Consider the following 19,313-nt stretch of genomic DNA (forward strand, 5'->3'; position numbering starts at 1 on the left):
CTGACCATGTTTACCACCAGTTTTTCCTGGAATGACCTGCAGTTTCTGCTCAATGGCGCCTGGGTCACTCTGCAACTGACGTTCTGGTCGATCATCCTCGGCTCTGTCGCCGGGTTGGTGTTCGGCTTGTTGCGGGCGCTGCTGCCACGCGCCAGCCTGCCGCTGGCCTGGGTGCTGGACGTGTTTCGCAGCGTGCCGCTGTTGATTCAGTTTGTGCTGTTCAACTCGCTAAAGAGCATCGTCGGTCTGGACATCAGCGCTTTCAGCGTTGGCTGCATCGTGCTCGGGGTCTACGCCGCCGCGTACTTCACCGAGATCGTGCGCGGTGGTGTGCTCGCGGTGCCGTTTACCGTGCGCCGCGCCAGTCGCTCGCTGGGCCTGAGCTTCTTCCAGGACCTGCGCTGGATCGTCCTGCCGATCGCCACGCGCGTAGCGTTTCCCGGTTGGCTGAACCTCGTGCTCGGTGTGATGAAAGACACCGCGCTGGTGATGTGGATCGGCATCGTCGAGTTGCTGCGCGCCTCGCAAACCATCGTGACCCGCATCCAGGAACCGTTGCTGGTGCTGTGCATCGCGGGCCTCATCTATTACGTCATGAGCCTGGTGGTTGCCCGCCTTGGCGCTCGTCTGGAAGAGAAGGTGGCAAGAAAATGATTGAGATCGACAACGTACACAAATCCTTCGGCAACCTGGAGGTGGTCAAGGGCGTGAACCTGACCGTGAGCAAGGGTGAAGTGGTGTCGATCATCGGTGGCTCGGGCTCGGGCAAGTCGACCCTGCTGATGTGCATCAACGGCCTGGAGCCGATTCAGAAAGGCAATATCCGCGTGGACGGTGTCGAGGTTCACCACAGCGCCACCGACCTCAATCGCCTGCGGCAGAAGATCGGCATCGTGTTCCAGCAATGGAACGCCTTTCCGCACCTGACCGTGATGGAGAACGTGATGCTGGCGCCGCGCAAAGTCCTCGGCAAAAGCAAGGCTGAAGCCGAGGAGCTGGCGGTGCGGCAACTGACCCACGTGGGGTTGGGTGACAAGCTCAAGGCCTTTCCCGGCAAATTGTCCGGCGGTCAGCAGCAGCGCATGGCCATCGCCCGCGCCCTGGCCATGTCACCGGATTACATGTTGTTCGACGAAGCCACCTCGGCCCTCGATCCGCAACTGGTGGGCGAAGTGCTGGACACCATGCGCATGCTCGCCGAAGACGGCATGACCATGGTGTTGGTGACCCACGAGATTCGCTTCGCTCGCGACGTGTCGGACCGCGTGGCGTTTTTCCGCAATGGCCTGGTGCACGAGATCGGCACGCCCGAGCAAGTTATCGGCAACCCGGTGCATGCGGAAACGGCGGCCTTCCTTAAGTCAGTGAAATAACCGACGGCCCCATCGCGGGCAAGCCCGCTCCCACAGTGATCGGTGTCTGCCACCGATTTTGTGTACACCCGCAAACCTGTGGGAGCGGGCTTGCCCGCGATGAGGCCCTAACAGGCAACAAAAGGATCAAGTCATGCGCTCATCGAAAGTCATACATGTCGTCAGCTGCCACGCCGAAGGCGAAGTCGGTGATGTCATCGTTGGGGGCGTTGCCCCGCCACCAGGCGCCACCGTGTGGGAACAATCTCGCTGGATCGCCCGGGATGAAACCCTGCGCAATTTCGTGCTCAACGAACCACGCGGGGGAGTATTCCGCCACGTCAATCTGCTGGTGCCGGCCAAGGACCCACGGGCGCAAATGGCCTGGATCATCATGGAACCGGCAGACACCCCACCGATGTCCGGCTCCAACTCGCTGTGCGTCGCCACGGTGTTGCTCGACACCGGCATTCTGCCAATGACCGAACCGCAAACCCGGCTGGTACTCGAAGCCCCGGGCGGGCTGATCGAGGCCGTCGCCGATTGCCGCGATGGCAAGGTCGAGCGGGTGGAAATCAAGAACGTACCCTCCTTCGCTGACCGTCTTGATGCGTGGATCGAAGTCGAAGGCCTAGGCTCATTGCAAGTCGATACCGCGTACGGTGGCGACAGTTTTGTGATCGCCGATGCCAAGCGCCTGGGCTTTTCCATCCGTCCCGACGAGGCGGCAGACCTGGTCGAGGCCGGGCTGAAAATCACCTGGGCGGCCAACGAACAACTGGGCTTCGTGCATCCGCTGAACCCCGAGTGGTCGCACATTTCCTTCTGCCAGATCGCCGCGCCGATCGTCCATGAAACCGGCATCGCCACCGGCGCCAATGCGGTGGTGATTCAACCCGGCAAAATCGACCGCTCACCCACCGGCACCGGCTGCTCGGCGCGCATGGCGGTGTTGCAAGCCAAGGGTTTGATGCAGGTGGGCGATCGTTTTATTGGCCGCTCGATCATCGGTTCCGAGTTCCACTGCCGCATCGATTCGCTGACGGAGGTGGCCGGTCGACCGGCGATCTACCCGTGTATTTCCGGACGAGCCTGGATCACCGGGACTCATCAGTTGCTGCTCGATCCGAGCGATCCATGGCCACAAGGCTACCGACTGTCTGACACCTGGCCTGGCGCCTGATCCCTGCCGTCGAAACACTGACCAACGGCTAGCAAAAACCCCTTGAAACCCGAAAAAAGCGCTAGCCGAATTTATCCACTTGCAATATCGTATACGAAATACGAACGAACCCATCGGAGGCAACAATGAGCAAACGCATTAACTGGAGTGGCGTCTTCCCCGCGGTGACCACTCAATTCAACGACGACTTTTCCATCAACCTGGAAAAAACCCATCAGGTGATTTCCAACGTGATCCGTGACGGCGTGTCGGGCCTGGTGGTGTGCGGTTCCGTGGGGGAAAACACCTCGCTGACCGCCGAAGAAAAAATCGCCGTGACCGAAGTCGCGGTCGACGCCGCTCGCGGTCGCGTTCCGGTGATCTGCGGAGTAGCTGAGTTCACCAGTGTGGCCGCCGCCAAAGTCGCAAACGCAGTACGCCGTGTGGGCGTCGACGGCGTCATGCTGATGCCGGCACTGGTCTACGGCTCCAAGCCGTTCGAAACCGCCGAGCATTACCGTTACGTGGCAAAAAACGCCGACGTACCGCTGATGGTCTACAACAACCCGCCGATCTACAAAAACGACGTCACCCCGGACATCCTGATATCCCTGGCCGACTGCGACAACGTGGTGTGCTTCAAGGATTCTTCCGGCGACACGCGCCGTTTCATCGACGTGCGCAATGAAGTCGGTGATCGTTTTGTGCTATTCGCCGGTCTCGACGACGTGGTGCTGGAAAGCATTGCGGTGGGCGCCGAAGGCTGGGTCTCGGGGATGTCCAACGTGTTCCCCAAAGAAGGCGAAACCATCTTCCGCCTGGCCAAGGCCGGTCGCTTCGCCGAAGCCATGCCGATCTACGAATGGTTGATGCCGATCCTGCACCTCGACGCCCGTGCCGACCTGGTGCAGTGCATCAAGCTGTGCGAAGCCATCGCCGGTCGCGGCAGCGCGCTGACCCGTCCACCACGCCTGGCCCTGCCGGAAGCTGACCGCGTGTTCGTCGAGCAGATCATGGCCAAGGCCCTGGCCAACCGTCCGGAGCTGCCGGACGTCGGTCTCTGAGTGATTGCCGGGCGGGCCCTTAGGGGCCCGAACCGGCCTGCCTGTTTTGCGCCCCCACAGGAAACGTCAGCATGTCCAATCCCCCAAGCTCGTCCAGCGCAACCACACCCTCGGGACTCAAGCGCGTCGTGGCCGCCGCCATGGCCGGCACCGTCGCCGAATGGTATGAATTCTTTCTCTACGGCACCGCCTCGGCACTGGTCTTCGGCCAGTTGTTCTTTCGCCAGACCGGCAACCCGGTCGACGGCATCCTCGCCGCCTTCGCCTTGTACGCCGTCGGGTTTCTCGCCCGTCCGTTGGGTGGCCTGGTGTTCGGTCACTACGGTGACAAATTCGGCCGCAAGCGTCTGCTGCAACTGAGTCTGGTGGTGGTCGGCATCACCACGTTCCTGATGGGTTGCCTGCCCGGTTTCGATCAGATCGGCTATGCAGCGCCGGTGTTGCTGGTGCTGTTGCGGTTGATTCAGGGGTTCGCTTTTGGCGGTGAATGGGGCGGTGCGATTCTGTTGGTGTCCGAACATTGTCCGGACAATCGTCGAGGCTTCTGGGCCAGTTGGCCGCAGGCCGGTGTCCCGGCCGGCAACCTGGTGGCCACCCTCGCCCTGTTGCTGTTGTCGTCGACCCTGTCGCAAGAACAATTCCTCGCGTGGGGCTGGCGCGTTGCATTCTGGTTCTCGGCGGTGGTGGTGCTGATCGGCTACTGGATTCGTACCAGCGTCGATGACGCACCGATCTTCAAGGAAGCCCAGGCCCGGCAGGCGCAAAACAAGCATCAGCAACTGGGTGTGGTCGAAGTGTTGCGTCACCACTGGCGCGCCGTGTTGGTTGGTATCGGTGCGCGGTTTGCCGAGAACATCCTCTATTACACCGTCGTGACCTTCTCGATCACCTACCTGAAACTGGTGGTGCACAAGGACACGTCACAGATCCTGTTGCTGATGTTCGGCGCGCACTTGCTGCACTTCTTCCTGATCCCGCTGATGGGGTATCTGTCTGACCTGGTCGGGCGTAAACCGGTGTACCTGACTGGCGCGGTGCTCACGGCGTTCTGGGGTTTTATCGGTTTCCCGATGATGGATACCGGCAACAACTGGCTGATCATGGCGGCCATTACCCTGGGCCTGGCCATTGAATCGATGACTTATGCGCCCTACTCGGCGCTGATGGCCGAGATGTTCCCGACCCACGTGCGCTACACCGCGCTGTCCCTGTGCTATCAGGTGGCGCCGATCTTCGCCGGTTCGCTGGCCCCGCTGATCGCCCTCACCCTGCTCAACAAGTACAACAGTTCGACACCCATCGCTTTCTACCTGGTCGGCGCCGCGCTGATTTCGATAGTTGCCGTCGGGCTGACGCGTGAAACCCGTGGCAAGTCGCTGCATCAGGTGGACAGTGAATCCGCGGCGCGGATTGCTGGCCTGGACAGCACCGAACCGGCCACCACTCGCCGAGGCGATTCGCTGGCCTGATCCCCCTTCCCCTACAGGAGTTTTCCATGCCCGAGATCATCGGCCACAACTACATCGGCGGTGCGCGCAGCGCCGCCGGTACTGTCACCTTGCGAAGCCATGACGCCAGCACCGGTGAAGCGCTGCCCTATTCGTTCATGCAGGCCACGGGCGAGGAAGTCGATGCCGCAGCCCAAGCGGCCGCTGCCGCTTACCCGGCATTTCGGGTTCTGTCGGCGAGTCGGCGCGCCGAGTTTCTTGAGGCCATCGCCGCGCAACTGGATGCCTTGGATGATGACTTCGTTGCGCTGGTAACCCGTGAAACGGCGTTGCCTGCCGGGCGCATACAAGGCGAGCGTGGGCGCACCAGCGGCCAGATGCGTCTGTTCGCCCAGGTTCTGCGCCGTGGCGATTTCTATGGCGCGCGCATCGACCGGGCCTTGCCCGAGCGTCAGCCGCTGCCACGGGTCGATCTGCGTCAGTACCGGATCGGCGTCGGCCCGGTGGCGGTGTTCGGTGCGAGCAATTTCCCGCTGGCCTTTTCCACCGCCGGCGGCGATACCGCAGCGGCCCTCGCAGCGGGTTGCCCGGTGGTGTTCAAGGCTCACAGCGGGCACATGGCGACCGCCGAGCGGGTGGCCGATGCGATCCTGCGCGCCGCCGAGCAAACCGACATGCCCAACGGCGTGTTCAACATGATCTACGGTGCCGGCGTCGGCGAAGCACTGGTCAAGCATCCGGCCATTCAAGCCGTGGGGTTCACCGGTTCACTCAAGGGCGGTCGCGCCCTCTGCGATATGGCCGCCGCCCGGAAGCAGCCGATCCCGGTGTTTGCCGAAATGAGCAGCATCAACCCAGTAGTGGTGTTGCCCGAAGCGCTACAAGTGCGTGGCGAGAAAATCGCCAGCGAGCTGGTGGCATCGGTAGTCCAAGGTTGTGGTCAGTTCTGTACCAATCCGGGGCTGGTCATTGGCATTCGTTCCTCGACGTTCAGTGCGTTCACCGCGCGGCTGAGTCACTTGATGAACGAGCAGCCGGCTCAAACCATGCTCAACAGCGGGACACTCGCCAGCTACGGCACGGGTGTGCAAGCCCTGCTGCGCCATCCGGGTATCAGTCATCTGGCCGGCAAGGTCCAACAAGGCAATCAAGCTCAACCGCAGCTGTTCAAGGCTGACGTCAATCTGCTGCTTGATGGTGATCCGTTGTTGCAGGAAGAAGTGTTCGGCCCGACCACCCTCATCGTCGAAGTGGCCGACAAGGCAGAACTGCACCAAGCGCTGCACAGCCTGCACGGTCAGCTTACGGCCACATTGATTGCCGAGGCTGGCGACCTGCGAACCCATGGTGAACTGCTGCCACTGCTGGAACAAAAGGTCGGCCGCGTGCTGTTCAATGGCTACCCGACCGGTGTTGAAGTGTGCGATGCGATGGTGCATGGCGGGCCTTATCCGGCCACTTCCGACGCCCGTGGCACATCGGTCGGCACCTTGGCCATCGAGCGCTTTCTGCGTCCGGTTTGCTACCAGAATTGCCCGGATGCGTTGTTGCCCGAAGCGCTTCAAAACGCCAACCCGCTGGGGATCAATCGCCTGGTCGATGGCCATAACCACTGCGAACAGTTGTAAACCGAACGGGCGCCATGGGCGCCCGTCTTCTTTTAATCCAGCAATGCCTTCAAGTCGTTGTACAAGGCCTGCGGGATTTGCACCCCTTCCACCAGACTGCGCGCCCGCGCTTCATATCGCCGTTGCGACGGCAAGCGGGCACCTTGCCCTTGTATGCTTTCGAACAACGTTTCGGCACGCGCCAGGTGCTGCTCGGTGGCCTCGCCGAGAAAACGTCGCGGATCAAGTGCGATGATCAGCTCGCCATGGTACGGCGACGACTTGCTGCCAGCGTCATAGGCCAGCGATTCGGCACTGGTCAAGTCACCAATCAACGGCCCGGCAATCAGCTCCACCATCGCGGCCAGCGCCGAGCCCTTGTGCCCGCCGAACGTCAACATCGCGCCGGCATCGAGCACCACATTGGCATCGGTACTCGGTTGCCCGTCGGCGTCCACTCCCCACCCTTCGGGGATCGGCTTGCCGGCACGCCGATGCAGTTCGATATCGCCACGGGCAATCGCACTGGTGGCGAAGTCGAACACGAATGGATCTTTACCCGCACGCGGCCAACCGAACGCGATGGGATTGGTGCCGAACACGGGCTGGCTTCCCCCGCAGGCGCGACCCAGGCATGGCTCGGATTGCAGGCCAGCGCCACCAGGCCGGCGGCGGTCAGTTGTTCGATCTCCACCCATAGTGCAGAGAAATGCACGCAGCGGTTAATGGCCAGCGCCGCAATTCCGTTTGCCCGGGTTTTCTCCTCCAGCAGCGGCATACCGGCCTGGAAAGCCAGCTGCGAGAACCCACCCGCCGCATCGACACGCACGATCGAAGGGGCCTGATCGATCACCTGCGGCTCGGCATCGGCCCGCACTTTGCCGGCGCGCAGCGAATTGACGCAGCCCAGAATTCGGTACAAACCATGGGAGGCACAGCCATCGCGCTCGCCAGCAATCACCGTGGCGGCTACCGCTTGGGCGTGTGCAGCGTTGAAACCGTTGTGCAGCAGGATCGATTCGGCCAGCGTGCGGGCTTCGATCAGGGACAGTCGGATCATAATCAACTCCTTGGACAGACCGTCCAGACTGGCCCATTCCAAGCGTTGCGGCTTGAGCGCTTTAGGCAAGATTGATGACGAATTGGGCATACCCGTGGTGCCGTTACACCAAGCGATCACTCGGATTTTTCCTACACATCAGTGGCTTCATGCCTACAAAGTGTTGGCCTCTAGTGCGGCACTATCAGGCCATATTTCTATAATGAAGATCATTTGCGATGAATAAACCTTCGCTCCGCGCACTGGTTCTTGAGGACCATCCCTTTCAGCGAGCGTTTGCAGTCAAGGTACTCCAACATTTGGGGTGCACCGAGATCTTCCAGGCTGAAGACGGATCACAGGCGCTGGCACTGTTACAACAGGTGGGCGCCGTGGATATCACGCTGTGCGATCTGCGAATGAATGGCATGGATGGCCTGGAATTCTTGCAGCAGGCCAGCCACTCCAATTTGGTCGGCGCGATCATCATCAGCAGTTCGATGTCTTTGGATCTGCGGTATTCGGTACAGAAAATTATCTCTTTGTTGGGTATGCAGTTACTGGGCGATGTCGGCAAACCCCTGCAACCGGAAGTGTTGGCACCGTTATTGGAGAAGTACTCGGCCAGCTCATACAAGCCCTCCAGTCGAGCCCCGGACCTGGTCCTGCCTGATTGCCAGGAAGTCACCCAGGCCTTGCGTGACCATCAGATCAAGGCGTATTACCAGCCAAAAATCAATCTGCGTACCGGCGAGATGTATGGCGTCGAAGTACTCGCCCGGTGGCTACACCCCATCAAGGGCATTTTATCGCCCGCGGTCTTCCTGCCGACGCTTGAGCGGTGCGAGATGATGGACGAATTGCTGTTCGACCAGTTGAACCAGGCCTTGGCGCTGCAGAAACAATTGCGCGAAAAAGACATCGCCCTGAATTTCGCTTTCAACCTGCAAACGTCTCAACTGGTGGGCGGTCAACTGACGCAGCGGATCAAATCGATACTGGATCACTTCGACCTGCCAGGCGATGGCCTGACGTTTGAGTTGACCGAGGGCGGGCTTTTGGACGCTACAGCGGCCAGCCTTGAAACACTGGTTCGGCTTCGCATGATGGGTTGCCAACTGTCCATTGATGACTTTGGCGCCGGATTTTCCTCCTTGAAGCGTTTGTGCCAGTTGCCGTTCAACGAAATCAAACTGGATGGCGAGTTCGTGCGCACCTTGCACGAGCCACGCTGCCAGGCAGTTATCAGCAGCACGCTCGCACTGGGCGACTCATTGGGCATGTCAGTTGTCATCGAGGGGATCGAAACCCTGGAGCAACGAGACACGCTGCTTGATCTGGGTTGTTCAAGGGGCAAGGATATTTTTATGCCAGCCCCATGAGCAGCGCAGATTTGCTGTCGCGTCTATCCCCTGCATCTCTCCCATGAACCCCGTGCAAACGCCAGAAACGACGAAGGCCCCATAGGGGCCTTCTTTTTTGCAGCACTGTTTCAGCAGGCAGTGGCGCTAAATTCAACGCTATTGGGAGACAGGAGCAGCAGCGCCCTCCTCGGCATTGATGTTCAGCACCTGGGCACAGGATGGCGGCAAGAACAGATACGACTGCGCAACGTTATTGTCGTCGAACATCACCTTGTACTGGCAAACCATTGGCTCGCGTGTTCCGGGCCGTGGGAATTTGAAGAGGTAGTCCCACTCGCGAACGTTGAACATCGCTTCGGAGAAGTGCGGCAAACCAATCAGTTCATAAAGCTGCGGCTTGGTCAGGCCGGGCACGACCTTGCGCAAGTTCTCCACGCTCACATAACTGCCTTCGGTACGGCTGGCATCCTTGAGCGCCGGGAACACTGGGGCACTGGACTTGCCATGATCATCAACATGGCTTCGATTGGTACCGCAACCTGCCAGCGTCGCGGCCAGGCACGCGCTCAGAAACAGGCTCACCAGTGATGTATTGGGCTTTTGCATAAGATTCTCGACACGATAAATAGGAAGAGGAGCCCGGCCTGCGCCGGGCTCTGGATCAACGTGAAAGGGTTACCACTGATAACCCACACCCACCGATGCGCCGAAGTCGCGCTGGGTGTTGGTGGTGGCTTGCATCTTGGTGACCCACCGGCCGTTATCGGAGATCCGCGACACGCCCAACGCCATCGCCGATTCCCCGCGATAGGTGCCCAAGGAACCGGAGGTCATACTTGCTCCAGCGGTATACGGCTGAGGCAGTGCGGCCATGGCCATGGCACCGGCGATACCGGCACTCAAGTCGCTATCCAGCTCTTTGATATTTTTGTTCAGCGAGTTGTAGACCGAATTGGTGTAGGCATTGGCGTTGTTGGTGGCGTCAGCCAATCCCTTGTTCAACTGGCTAAGGTTGACCGCGTCCGTCGAGCGCCGTGCCGGCGGCCACATGGGTGATCTGTCGCTCGTTGCCCGCAGCACCTACCGAAACGCTGTTGGCGCGATCAGCCACCGAGTTGGCACCCAGCGCTACCGAGTTGTCCGCCTTGGCGGTGGAACCATTGCCGATTGCCGTCGAGTTGTTACCCGCGGCAATAGCGTTGGTGCCGACGGCCGAACTGTTCTTGCCTGATGCCTTGGCACCCGCACCACCGGCCATCGAGTCGTCGCCTGTCGCTGACGGTTTTGCCAGGTTGCTCGTGTTGTTGACCTGGAACATGCCGTCGGTGCCTTTTTGCAGGTTAGTGACATTCGTCACTGCCTGGGTCACACGGTTGTCGACGTCGGTTACCCGTTTGTCCTGATTCGCAACGGAGTTGTTGATCGAGCTGATCGAGTCATCGGTGTACTTCTTGGACTCGGCCACAGCGCCATCAAGCTGACGCAGGTTAACCGCATCGGTGGCTTCCTTACCGTCCGCGAGGTTGCTGAGTGTGCGGGTTTCGCCCGTTGCTGCGTTGCCGATGGAGGCCGTACCTGCGGTGGTGTTATTGGCACCGGAGTACTTGCCGGTATAGGTTTCAGTACCACGACCGCCATCGCTGGACCCGTTACCCAACGCTACGCTGCCATTGGCAGAAGCCTTGGCCCCTTCGCCCACCGCAACAGCCCCATTGCCCGCCGCATTCGCACCGTTCCCCGAAGCCACGGAGCCTGCGCCAGACGCTACGGCATTCGGCCCCATGGCAATCGCCTCTGCCCCACTGGCCACCGAATCAGCACCCGAGGAGTTGGCACGGAAATACTTGATGCCCCCACCGTTGTTGATGGTGTTGAAGCTGTTTTCGATAGTCGTTACCCGATTATCGATGCCGGTAACCTGTCGGCCCAAGGCATACAACTGCGAACCGTTGACCGCATCCGTGGAGTTGGCGCTCAGATCTCCCGCACCCACGTTGGTGATCTTGTTAACGGTGACACCGCCATGGCTGGCACTGAAAGCCCCCAGGCTGGTATCCCACAGCAGTGCGTCATTTTTGAGGCTTGTGATGTTGGTGGTGTTGTTGCTCACCTGGTTATTGGTTTGATTGAGCTGCGACATGTTCACCGCATCGCTGTCATCTACACCGTTCGCCACGTTGGTGATCGTGGTGCCACCCGTGTGTGTGCTGCTGTCGTAGGTATTGCCACCCAGGGTAATGGTGTTATGGGTACTGTCGTCATATTTGACCACGTCGGCCACAGAGGCAGCGGCGCCCGCAGCGACGGCTTTCAATTGTTCGACGTTAACCGCATCGGCATCGTCTGCACCGGCGGAGAGGCCAGTGATGCGGCGGTCGCCGATGTTTACTTCGCCTGTTGCAGTCCCTGCGACCAGATAAGCCTTGTGCCCCAAGGTGCTGCCGTCTGCTACCGAGCCTGCGCCCAATGCAACGCTGCCGTCGTGGCTCGCTACCGCGCCCATGCCGATCGCCACTGCATCCTGACCTGACGCTACCGAGTCGGTGCCGGTGGAGTTGGCATGGAAGTACTTGGTGCCGGTCTCGTAGAGGTTGGTCAGCGAATTACCCAGAGTGGTGATGCTGTTATTGGTTTGGGTCAATTGGGAGAAGTTCACCGCATCACTTGGCGCCTTGCCATCCGCCACGTTAGTGATACGGGTGCCGCCGGTGTGAGTGCTGTTGTCGTAGGTAGTGCCACCCAGAGTAATAGCGTTGTGGGTGCCGTCGTCATACTTGACCGCATCAGCGTCGACAGCGGCGATGGCCTGATTGGTCGCGTGCAGCTGGCTGCCATTGATGGCGTCGGTGCTGGTGGAATTGACCTGGCCAGCCGCCAGGTTAATGATCTGGCGCTCGCCGTTGACCGACCCCACACTCACCACGCCGGTGGGTGACCCGCCCGCGTAGTTGTAGGTCGTGCCGTTGATGATGCCGGTGGGCGTGGCTACGACGGCCCTGTCGGTGCTGTTGTTGCCGAGCACTACGCTGTTGTCTTGCGTGGTGGTGATGTTGTTACCGACCACGAATGTGTTGTTATTCGCGATAACGTTTCCGTTGCCGAGGCTGTAGCTGCTGTTGCCAGATACGCCGCTAAAACCGACAGAGCTTCCGGACCCGATGGCACCTGATTTATTGCCGGTGACTACGTTCAGATCGCCGATACCGATGCTGGCTGTGCCCTCGGCACGAGCACCAGTACCCAGTGCGATGGCGCTGGCCCCGGAAGCTTTTGCTGATTCACCTATCGCAGTGGCCCTCGAATTATTCGCCACCGCCAGATAACCGATACCCGTGCTGTTGAAGCCCGATGCAGTGGTCCAAGTACCTATCGCGACCGCATTCGCACCTGAAGCAATCGGAGCATTACCGATACTGACAGCACTGTAGCCGGTGGCTTTGGTGCCTGAACCAATGGCAACCGTATAACCTTCAGACGCAATAGCCGAGAAACCCAAGGCCAAAGATTTCACGATACTGGTGTTACCGCTCACTCCCGAAGTTGCGCCTTGACCAATTGCCATAGTTTCCGTCCCGTAGGCGGTCGCCCCGGTCCCGAGCGCGATGGCGTTGTACATTTGGGCCTTCGAGTTCTTGCCGATGGCTATCGCGCCGCCTATGTGCCCATCGGGAGCTATAGCGCCATTAGCGTTCGCACCACTACCCAGCGCCAGGTCATCCACCTCTGATGCACTGGCTTTCTCGCCGCATGCGAGAGCATTGTCCCCAGAGGCCGTGGGCGCCGTCACCCATGTGCCATTGATCAAACAGGTATTGCCTGCGTAAGCAACGTTTAGGGAGCCGGCGCCAAACAACAATGCTGCAGCGGCAAGCTTAGTTACCGAATTGATCTTCTTGTGGCCGCTGGCCGCAACGCTCCCTATAAACAGTTCCACGCTCGACGCAGCGGCAGTGGTTGCGTCACGGGGGGCGCCTAAACGATTGGATTTGGTCTTGGCAGTTGCAAGTTCCGAAGCAACACCCCAAGTATTGAGTGCCGCATTCCAAACCAACCTGAATATTTTGTTCATTACGCTACATTTCCTGCTGAGGGGGCTTGGGCCCACAGATGAACTACCCGAGGCCATGGGGCGACTGTAGATAAGTTCATTGGTGTTTAATGTAGGAAACTTCCGAGCGTTATTACCTCACCAACATATTTCGGCGCACTACTGAACCACCTGCTTTTGTTAGGAAATTTCCTACAGGTAGTTGGCTTTCGCCTTACATCTCCAACAATAGGATGGTGTAACTGAACATCAATGAGAGGCGCTTGATAGAGTTAATCTTAGGTCGCGATAGTTTTAATTAAGTTGACGTGCAAGTGCGGCTGTTTCTTCTATCAGGCACACTTAGCCATTCATGCTTCGCTGAGCGAGCATCGCAGGAAGTCTTCTATTGGTTAAAACGAGGGGGCACTAGGGGCGATACAAGGAGGTTAACGGCTTTGTAGTGTTTTGGTGTTTCCTGGCGAATCCGGCATAAACCCAGTTTATGCCGTGATTGATTTCCGGCCCGGTCAAAACAACCGGCCTTTCGGCCTCTGCGTTCAAGCCACGTAGAGGCTCAGCTTCTCGGCCAATTGCTCCATCTCTTGTTGCAGCTCATCCACCGCTTGAGCCAATTGAGAGGTGTCGCGGCCATTGCAAACGTCTTCAAGACGTTCACAGCACTCGATCAGTCGTTGCGCCCTGATGATTCGCGCGCCCCCCTTCACTCGGTGAGCCAGGTCAGACAATGCATTCAGGTCGTGTTGGGTAAACAACTTGATCAGCCGCGCCATGTCTTCTTCGTTCGCGGTGGACAGATCATCAATCAGGCTATTGATCGACGCTTTGTCTCCCCTGGTCAGTTGCTCGACACTGGTCAGGTCAATCTCGTTGCTGCGCTGGATCGAGGTCTCCACCTCACTGCGTGCAACAGGCACTACGGCATCCAGGCACGACTTCAATTCCTCCAGCCCGATAGGCTTGAACAGGCAGTCGTCCATACCCGCCTTGATGCAACGGGTCCGCTCTTCCTGTTGGGCGTTTGCGGTAAAACCCAGAATCAAACACGGTGCGAGGCCTTTGGTGTGTTCCTCTTCGCGAATGGCTTGAGTCAACTGATAGCCATTCATCACCGGCATGTTGCAGTCGGTGATCACCACATCGAACCATTGACTGCGCCAGGCTTGCAGACCCAGCCTGCCGTCTACGGCATCACTCACCCGGTGTCCCAGGTGGCTCAGTTGCTGAGACACCAGAAGTCGATTGGCAGGATAGTCGTCAACCACCAACACATTCAGCACCTGATGTTGCGCGGCAGTTTCATGCGGCATCATCCCGGGCAGTTCAGCCAGTGGTTCCAGCGTTGGCAGACTCATGAGTACTTCAACCTTTGTACCCTTGCCGAAAACGCTGCTCATGAGCAAACGCCCACCCATCATTTCGCACAGCGTCCGACTGATCACCAACCCCAACCCGGAACCACTGCGCCCGGATTGAGTGTTATTGCTTGCCTGGGTAAACGGGCTGAACAAGCTCTGCTGATCCTCCTCCGAAATGCCGATACCGGTGTCTTCAATGACGAGGGCGACGGCCATGAACTGCGGATTTTTGGCGGGGCGTGCCTGCATGCTCAATCGCACCTGGCCGTCCTGGGTGAACTTGATCGCGTTACTCAGCAGGTTGGAAACAATCTGTTTGAAGCGTAAAGGGTCAATGAGCACATCACTCTGCATCTGGAAGTCCAGATCCAGTAGCAGGCTCAGACGCTTTTGCCGGGCGACACCTTCGAACACCCGCAGTACCGACTCCAGAAGCTCACGCAAATTGGCCCTCTCTGGCGACAGCGACAAACGCCCGGACTCGATTCGGGCGATGTCCAGAATATCGCCGATCAAATCCAGCAGGCCACGAGCAGCGCCAGACGCAACTTCAATCGCAAACCGGTCCGTTACGCCTTGATCGGCCTTTTTCATCGCCAGCTCAAGCATGCCGATGATTGCATTCATAGGCGTGCGGATTTCATGGCTCATCGTCGCCAAAAACAGACTTTTGGCCCGATTGGCATCATCGGCATGTTCCTTGGCCTCATCGGCGATCTCCTTCGCCTCACGCAATTGCCCGACAAGTGCCTGGCGTTCACTGATGTCAATCCATCCGGCAATCACCCCACCTACTTCGCCATTACTGTCGCGATAAGGCAGCATCCAGTGATAAATCTCCAGTTTACGGCCATCCAGCATCGTTATTTCACGGTCTCGAACCATCGGCGAGCCCCTGCTGATGATCCGCTGAAACTCCTCCTCGTAACCCCTTGCGTCCTCAGGGCAGAGCAACTTCACTTTGGTCTTTCCAACCACATCCTCGCGCTCGACCCTAAAGGCATTGAGGTAACTGGAATTACAAATCAACAAAACCCCATTGCGGTCCCGGATGTAGATCGGATGGGGTGCTCCATCAATCAAGACCCGCATAAATTCCAGTTGCTCGTTGAGTGCCCGCTCAGCCTCATCGCGCCTGCGCAACGCCACCTTCATATAGGCGATCCATATCAGCGCCAGCGCCAACAACACCAACACGCCACCAATAGCCTGGATGAAGAGCGTTCTGTTACGCGTCCAATAGCTGTCTTCGATCAACACATCGTTACGCCAGCGATTCGTTACTTCATCCATTTCCTCGGGTGGAATGCTCAGCAACGCCTTGTCGAGAATGGAATGGAGCTCCAATGCCCCGCGGCTTGTCGCGAAGGCCATGCGCGCAAAGTCGTTACCGATGGTGCTGACGACTCGTAACTGCCCGTCAAAATGATGATTTACCGTGTAATTGCTGATGATCAGCGGACCAACCATTGCATCCGCTTCACCATGCAGGACCAGACTCATAGCATGTTCAGAGTTGTCAGCATCGACGAGCAGGATCTTGGGAAAGTTGGCCGCCAGCCATTCGTGCATGCCCGTACTGCGAGCCAGCGCCAAGCGTTTGCCAGCGAGTTTTTCGGGCGCAAATGAAATGTCGGTGTTCGCTTTGGCAATCAGCACATAGGGCGAAGACAAGTAAGGTCGTGTGAAATGCAAGGCACGCTCGCGCTCCGAACTCGGAGTGAGCGCGGCTATAATTTCGGAATCATTTTTGCCAACATTTTCCACCATCGCAGCAACCGACGGCATTACCCGAATATCAAATTTCAACCCTGTGCGCAGCGATACTTTGCTCAACACATCATGGGCAATACCTGCGTAGTCGCCATTCTTGTTAAAAAATGACAAAGGCGGATAACCCCCACGACATTGACCCGAACACTGGGGTGCTCATCCAGCCATCGCTGCTCACTGCTACTGAAATTCAGACGCCGCTTGCCTGGCATGCTCTCCCCGCCCGCCCCCCAACGGTTCATGATTTCCATGTGCGCACTCGCTGGAATCGCGTCTACGGCTGCATTGACGACACGAATCAGGGGTTGGTTTGCGCTATTAATGGCAAAGCTGAAGTCGCGAACTTCCATGCGGGAGAAGTCCGCTAACTCGACATTATTTAAAAAATTATTATTGATCAGGTAATTGGCGCTAACAGAATCACCGAGATAAACATCCGCCTGGCCAAACGCTACAGCACCGATGGCACCCAGCATGGAGGGATAAAGCTGCAAGGTGGCTTTAGGGTAAAAAGCGCGGACGGAATCAGGCGACAGGTAGTGGTAAAGCATGGCAATGGTCTTGCCGTTCAGGTCTGCCGGCAAATCACTGCTGTCGCCCTTGCGGGTGACCAATGTGGGCTTGTCGTTGGAATAGGAATGGCTGAGCACAATGTTCGGAGACTGCGTCTCGAACTCATTGGCCGTTCCGACAAAATCCACTTCTCCTTTTCTGACCGCGTCCAGCACTTCGCCGCGACTGTCATACCGGCGAATCTCAACCTTGACCCCCAGGAGCTCGGCAATCAACTGCGCATAGTCAACCGTCATCCCTTCCATCTGATCATTATTGATCGTCATATCGAACGCCGCGTAATCGGGAGCCGAGGCCCCCAATACCAATACGGCCTTTGAGCGCAACCAACGCCAATCTCTCCCGTCGAGTGTTACGTGATAAGCACCGTTGACACTGGAACGACCCAACACGCTTAGCGTGCTGGGTTGTGCTTCTACTGGAGAGGTGAAATTGGCCGTGATTACAAACACGACCAGCGACAGACAGAATGAAAGAGACTTCACCATTTAAAGCAGATCGTTGCGTTTGGCAAAATCTGCCAGATAAACAACGGACGTGACATTAAGCTTCTCGATCAACCGTGCCTTGTAAGTGCTGACGGTCTTGTTACTCAAGAGCATGATGTCACCAATTTCTTTATTGCTGAGCCCATTCGCCAGTTGTTTGAGAATCGCCAGCTCTCTGTTCGAGAGCGTACTAATCAACTCCTCATCGGTTGCGCTTCCATCGCTGCGGCGAACAGAAAGGGCTTGTATATCCGGAAAATAGCTATAGCCGGACATGATGACTTTGACACCCCTGATCAGCTCATCAAGACCATCGGTTTTGGAGATGTAGCCCGCCGCACCGGCACTCATGCACCGCATGGAATAAAATTTTGCAGCCAAAGAAGTCAATACCAGAATCTTTGTGCGGACCTCCAACGCTCGAATACGTCGAATAACTTCCAGGCCGTCAAGCTTCGGAATGGTGATGTCCAGCACAACCAGGTCGGGCTCATGAGCAATGACCAGTTGAACGGCATCGGCGCCATTATCAGTTTCCGCGACGACTTCAAAACCTTCATGCGCCAGAAGCATTTTGACTGACGAACGTATAAAAGGATGATCATCTACAACGATTACTTTTAACATGTTAGTCCTTGTTGGCTCCCACTATAACCACGGCGCAATTGATGATGTTAACCCCTCCTCCAAGCCAACAGACAGTTTCATTACATCCTTCTGATCGGCAGGTGCAAGGCTATCATTAGTTTCTGTTACAAATCTGTTACTGGGGTCTTTGGCGCAGCCAGGTCCGAAGAACCTTGGCGCACATCGGCCGTCCCAGAAAAAAACCCTGCCCTTCTTCACACCCCATTTGCACTAATGAGTCTCGTACCCATTTGCTGCCGATGCCTTCAATGACCAGGCTCATATTCAGCGATTGAGCCAGCGCCAGAGTGCTGGTTACCATGGTTTTACTGAAAGGATGATGGAGTGCATTTACAAACTTCTTATCAAGTTTTATCTGGCTGAAAGGCAGGTGACAGAGCAGTTGCAGTGAAGAAGCCCCCAAACCAAAATCATCGATGGCCAGGCCACATCCGAGCATACGCAAGCGCAACAAGTTGTCCCGCGCCTTGGGATCGAGATCAAGCAGACCGCTTTCCGCCACCTCGAAAATCAATGACGAGCCTGAGAGTTCATGTCGCTTTAGCGCGCATTGTATGTCATCAGCCAAATCATCCGAGGCCATCTGCGAGGCATGCAGATTGAAAGCGATCTCGATATTCATGTTTTGCTTGCGCATGTCGCTTAGAAAAGTCAGGCCCTGCTCCAGCACGTGCTCGAACATTTCACCAATCAGGTTGTGCGCCAACACTTCAGCCAGAAAGTCGCGAGGCAACAACAACCCCCGAGTCGGGTGATCCCAACGGACCAGTGCCTCGACGCCAGTAAAGGTGTCTTCGCGCAAAGTGAGTTTGGGTTGATACCAGACCTGAAACTCACCTTGCGCCAATCCCCTGCGAATATCGTAGGCGCTAGGTATTAGTTTCGCTATTTCGGGCTCTACCTTCGATACCCCCCAGCGTTGCCGGTATTGCTGGATTATCCGATGCAAGGGGCGCATCTGCATGGGTTGGCTCATTATCCCCAGCAGCTCAAGGCCGACTAAAAGCGCCGTTCTCTCAAGTGCCCGGCTCACGGTTGGCTGCAAGGTGCCGCAGAGCGCTACGGCCCGGACCATTCCTGTTCTCGCCGCCTGCTGGAGAAACTCCAGATGATTAAGGTCTCTGCCAGCCAAGTCACACAATACGATGTCAACTCCACCTGAGGCCTCTAACTCGAGCAATGCCTGCCTGACATCCGTCGCTTGAAGGATATCTGTTACGCCCAGGCGCCGGAGCATCATCACATGGATGTTGCGCGTAAATGCGTAGTCATCCAGTACCAGCACCCTCGGGTATTTCATGTTTGTTCGGTCACTCTTCCAGTCTTGATCAGCGCTGAATACTGGTTAAAAAAGAGAGCACTCGCCGTAGGAAACAGCCCTCTTTCTTG

At 57.7% G+C, this 19,313-nt stretch carries 13 protein-coding genes and 2 pseudogenes; 7 read left to right on the forward strand and 8 right to left on the reverse strand.

The window, feature by feature from the left end; genetic code table 11:
* Nucleotides 1–6 precede the first annotated feature (6 nt).
* The 6 genes and pseudogenes from AB4N76_RS28835 (at nt 7) to AB4N76_RS28860 (ending at nt 6,654) form a co-directional block, all read left to right on the forward strand.
* A pseudogene (locus AB4N76_RS28835) lies at nt 7–658 on the forward strand (amino acid ABC transporter permease).
* Complete coding sequence (locus AB4N76_RS28840) at nt 651–1,373, forward strand: amino acid ABC transporter ATP-binding protein (RefSeq protein ID WP_046027194.1); 723 nt, start codon at nt 651–653, stop codon at nt 1,371–1,373. Before AB4N76_RS28835 ends, AB4N76_RS28840 begins: the two are co-directional and overlap by 8 nt.
* A gap of 133 nt (nt 1,374–1,506) precedes the next feature.
* Nucleotides 1,507–2,535: a trans-3-hydroxy-L-proline dehydratase gene (locus AB4N76_RS28845; RefSeq protein WP_460163884.1), complete on the forward strand. Its 1,029-nt coding sequence runs from the start codon at nt 1,507–1,509 to the stop codon at nt 2,533–2,535.
* 125 nt (nt 2,536–2,660) lie between these two features.
* On the forward strand, nt 2,661–3,578 hold the full coding sequence (locus AB4N76_RS28850) for a dihydrodipicolinate synthase family protein (RefSeq protein WP_046027192.1): 918 nt from the start codon (nt 2,661–2,663) through the stop codon (nt 3,576–3,578).
* Nucleotides 3,579–3,649: 71 nt separating this feature from the next.
* Nucleotides 3,650–5,047: a fosfomycin efflux MFS transporter AbaF gene (gene abaF / locus AB4N76_RS28855; RefSeq protein WP_046027191.1), complete on the forward strand. Its 1,398-nt coding sequence runs from the start codon at nt 3,650–3,652 to the stop codon at nt 5,045–5,047.
* Between the two features lie 26 nt (nt 5,048–5,073).
* Entirely contained in the window at nt 5,074–6,654 is a 1,581-nt protein-coding gene (locus AB4N76_RS28860; RefSeq protein WP_460163885.1) for an aldehyde dehydrogenase (NADP(+)), read from the forward strand.
* 32 nt (nt 6,655–6,686) lie between these two features.
* On the opposite strand, the pseudogene AB4N76_RS28865 reads toward AB4N76_RS28860, so the two are convergent.
* Nucleotides 6,687–7,693 (reverse strand): annotated as a pseudogene (locus AB4N76_RS28865) (Ldh family oxidoreductase).
* Between the two features lie 218 nt (nt 7,694–7,911).
* On the opposite strand from AB4N76_RS28865, the gene AB4N76_RS28870 reads away from it, so the two are divergent.
* Nucleotides 7,912–9,054 (forward strand): EAL domain-containing response regulator, encoded by a 1,143-nt coding sequence (locus AB4N76_RS28870; RefSeq protein WP_460163886.1) that lies wholly within the window; start codon nt 7,912–7,914, stop codon nt 9,052–9,054.
* A 138-nt stretch (nt 9,055–9,192) separates the two neighbouring features.
* Here the strand turns inward: AB4N76_RS28870 and AB4N76_RS28875 are convergent, their stop codons facing one another.
* From AB4N76_RS28875 to AB4N76_RS28905, 7 genes are all read right to left on the reverse strand, one after another.
* Nucleotides 9,193–9,642 carry an outer membrane protein assembly factor BamE gene (locus AB4N76_RS28875; RefSeq protein ID WP_077430150.1) on the reverse strand — a complete coding sequence of 150 codons (450 nt, stop codon included), beginning with the start codon at nt 9,640–9,642 and terminating at the stop codon, nt 9,193–9,195.
* Nucleotides 9,643–9,711: 69 nt separating this feature from the next.
* Complete coding sequence (locus AB4N76_RS28880) at nt 9,712–10,086, reverse strand: YadA-like family protein (protein WP_460163887.1); 375 nt, start codon at nt 10,084–10,086, stop codon at nt 9,712–9,714.
* Nucleotides 10,043–13,105, reverse strand: a complete 3,063-nt coding sequence (locus tag AB4N76_RS28885) for an ESPR-type extended signal peptide-containing protein (protein WP_460163888.1) — start codon at nt 13,103–13,105, stop codon at nt 10,043–10,045. Before AB4N76_RS28885 ends, AB4N76_RS28880 begins: the two co-directional genes overlap by 44 nt.
* Before the next feature lie 518 nt (nt 13,106–13,623).
* Complete coding sequence (locus AB4N76_RS28890) at nt 13,624–16,116, reverse strand: ATP-binding protein (protein WP_460163889.1); 2,493 nt, start codon at nt 16,114–16,116, stop codon at nt 13,624–13,626.
* 158 nt (nt 16,117–16,274) lie between these two features.
* On the reverse strand, nt 16,275–17,276 hold the full coding sequence (locus AB4N76_RS28895; protein ID WP_460163890.1) for a transporter substrate-binding domain-containing protein: 1,002 nt from the start codon (nt 17,274–17,276) through the stop codon (nt 16,275–16,277).
* Nucleotides 17,277–17,903 carry a response regulator transcription factor gene (locus AB4N76_RS28900; protein ID WP_046027186.1) on the reverse strand — a complete coding sequence of 209 codons (627 nt, stop codon included), beginning with the start codon at nt 17,901–17,903 and terminating at the stop codon, nt 17,277–17,279.
* A gap of 136 nt (nt 17,904–18,039) precedes the next feature.
* Nucleotides 18,040–19,209, reverse strand: a complete 1,170-nt coding sequence (locus tag AB4N76_RS28905) for an EAL domain-containing response regulator (RefSeq protein ID WP_258665695.1) — start codon at nt 19,207–19,209, stop codon at nt 18,040–18,042.
* Nucleotides 19,210–19,313: the final 104 nt, after the last annotated feature.

It is taken from the genome of Pseudomonas sp. S2_F03 (assembly GCF_054668335.1).

Coding starts and splice junctions, on each gene's coding strand:
- AB4N76_RS28840 (WP_046027194.1), top strand. CDS start 651: ATGATTGAGATCGACAACGTACACAAATCCTTCGGCAACCTGGAGGTG.
- AB4N76_RS28845 (WP_460163884.1), top strand. CDS start 1,507: ATGCGCTCATCGAAAGTCATACATGTCGTCAGCTGCCACGCCGAAGGC.
- AB4N76_RS28850 (WP_046027192.1), top strand. CDS start 2,661: ATGAGCAAACGCATTAACTGGAGTGGCGTCTTCCCCGCGGTGACCACT.
- abaF (WP_046027191.1), top strand. CDS start 3,650: ATGTCCAATCCCCCAAGCTCGTCCAGCGCAACCACACCCTCGGGACTC.
- AB4N76_RS28860 (WP_460163885.1), top strand. CDS start 5,074: ATGCCCGAGATCATCGGCCACAACTACATCGGCGGTGCGCGCAGCGCC.
- AB4N76_RS28870 (WP_460163886.1), top strand. CDS start 7,912: ATGAATAAACCTTCGCTCCGCGCACTGGTTCTTGAGGACCATCCCTTT.
- AB4N76_RS28875 (WP_077430150.1), bottom strand. CDS start 9,642: ATGCAAAAGCCCAATACATCACTGGTGAGCCTGTTTCTGAGCGCGTGC.
- AB4N76_RS28880 (WP_460163887.1), bottom strand. CDS start 10,086: ATGTGGCCGCCGGCACGGCGCTCGACGGACGCGGTCAACCTTAGCCAG.
- AB4N76_RS28885 (WP_460163888.1), bottom strand. CDS start 13,105: ATGAACAAAATATTCAGGTTGGTTTGGAATGCGGCACTCAATACTTGG.
- AB4N76_RS28895 (WP_460163890.1), bottom strand. CDS start 17,276: ATGGTGAAGTCTCTTTCATTCTGTCTGTCGCTGGTCGTGTTTGTAATC.
- AB4N76_RS28900 (WP_046027186.1), bottom strand. CDS start 17,903: ATGTTAAAAGTAATCGTTGTAGATGATCATCCTTTTATACGTTCGTCA.